This window comes from Providencia sp. PROV261 (assembly GCF_028477945.1).
Classification (GTDB): domain Bacteria; phylum Pseudomonadota; class Gammaproteobacteria; order Enterobacterales; family Enterobacteriaceae; genus Providencia; species Providencia stuartii.
In genome coordinates this window covers 1-1,449 of the sequence record NZ_JAMPMC010000101.1, presented here as the reverse complement: position 1 = coordinate 1,449, position 1,449 = coordinate 1, and the positions used below count along the sequence as shown (strand labels likewise).

The following is a 1,449-nucleotide window of genomic DNA, read 5'->3' as shown; positions in this document are numbered from 1 at the left end:
TGGGGTTCTAGGGATTTTCCCCTCTAAAAAGACTTAATCCTCTGTAGACCACACCAATAAATGGCTGCGGAGGTGGGTTACTACTTATAAGTGTGGCAAATTAGGTAAATATCGTACATTTAATACGGAACAGCCCTGATATGGCCATCAAAAACGAAATTACTATTCTCACGAGAGCAGAACAGGCAGATCTTTATTCCCCACCCATTTTTTCAATCGAAGAACAACGTCTGTACTTTTCTCTGAACGATGCGGAATTGGCAGTTTTTCGGTCAATTCGTCTCAGAGCTCATAGATGTTACTTTGTCGCGATTTTGGGATACTTCAAATCAAAGCCCGTCATCCTAGATATCGCTTACTCGCAGGTTTCTAAGGATTTAATGTTCATCAGTAAAGAGCTGCTTGGCGGCAAGGGGCTCAGACCATTCACTCCCTCACAAAAACAAAAAGATCGACTCTACGCAAAAGTATTAGACCTTGCTGGTTATCACAAATGGGACGAAAGTCAGCACTTCAATTCTCTTTTCGACCACCTTGTTCAGGTGGGCAATGCCTGGCTGGAGCCGCGTTACCTCTTTGATACTGCTATTGAATTCCTAACCAGTCACAGCATTGCTATCCCTAGGTACACCGTACTCCAGAGACTGATAAGCAGAGCGATGCAGCAGGTCAGAAAAGACCTGGCGCACCAACTTAATCAACTCACCAGTCCTGAACTTCACGTCTTTCTGGACAGCATAACAGCCATTGATGACGGACTAAGCCTGAACCAGCTCAGAGGCGGTGCAAAAAGTCTGACCGTACCTGAACTTAAAAAAGAGCTTGCCCTTTATCATCAGTTAGCGCCATGGCGCACGCAAATCAATGGCGTTATCGATGGGCTTAATCTGTCTCTTAAAAATCGACAACACTTCGGTGAGCTCATCAACTATTACGGTAGTAAACTCAAACGATTCAAACGCGCACAGCAGCATCTATGGTTGCTATGTCACCTGACAGAGCGGATACAACTGGCACTGGAACGGTTAACTGATGGGTTCATTTACCATATCCGCAAGCAACAAGAAGCTGCCAACACCTTTGCACAACAAGCAGTGTTCCTGTCCTGGCAGTCAGCCGCGGACAATGTCACGAAAGCGGCAGAGTTACTGCATCTGTTTGTGGATGAGAACATTGATGATAATCAACCCTTCTCAGTAGTCAGACAACAGGCATTGAAGGTCATGAATGACAGGGATATCCAGACCCTCTGCCTTTACCTGAAAAAACAGAAACGGACCGTGGAAGAGTACCAGTGGCAACATTACGATGAACAATGCAATCTCCTGGAGCAACTGTTAAGGCAGGTGTTCTTGTGCCTTGAATGTGAGGCCGGTAAAGGCTCAGAAGCCGTCGTCGCCCAACTTCAACAGATGCAGACGGAAATCGCATTCGGTGGACCACTGAAGA

At 46.1% G+C, this 1,449-nt stretch carries 1 pseudogene; it reads left to right on the top strand.

Annotated elements, in window-relative coordinates:
• Positions 1–140 precede the first annotated feature (140 nt).
• Positions 141–1,449 (top strand): annotated as a pseudogene (locus tag PR675_RS20845) (Tn3-like element ISShfr9 family transposase); the annotation flags it as partial.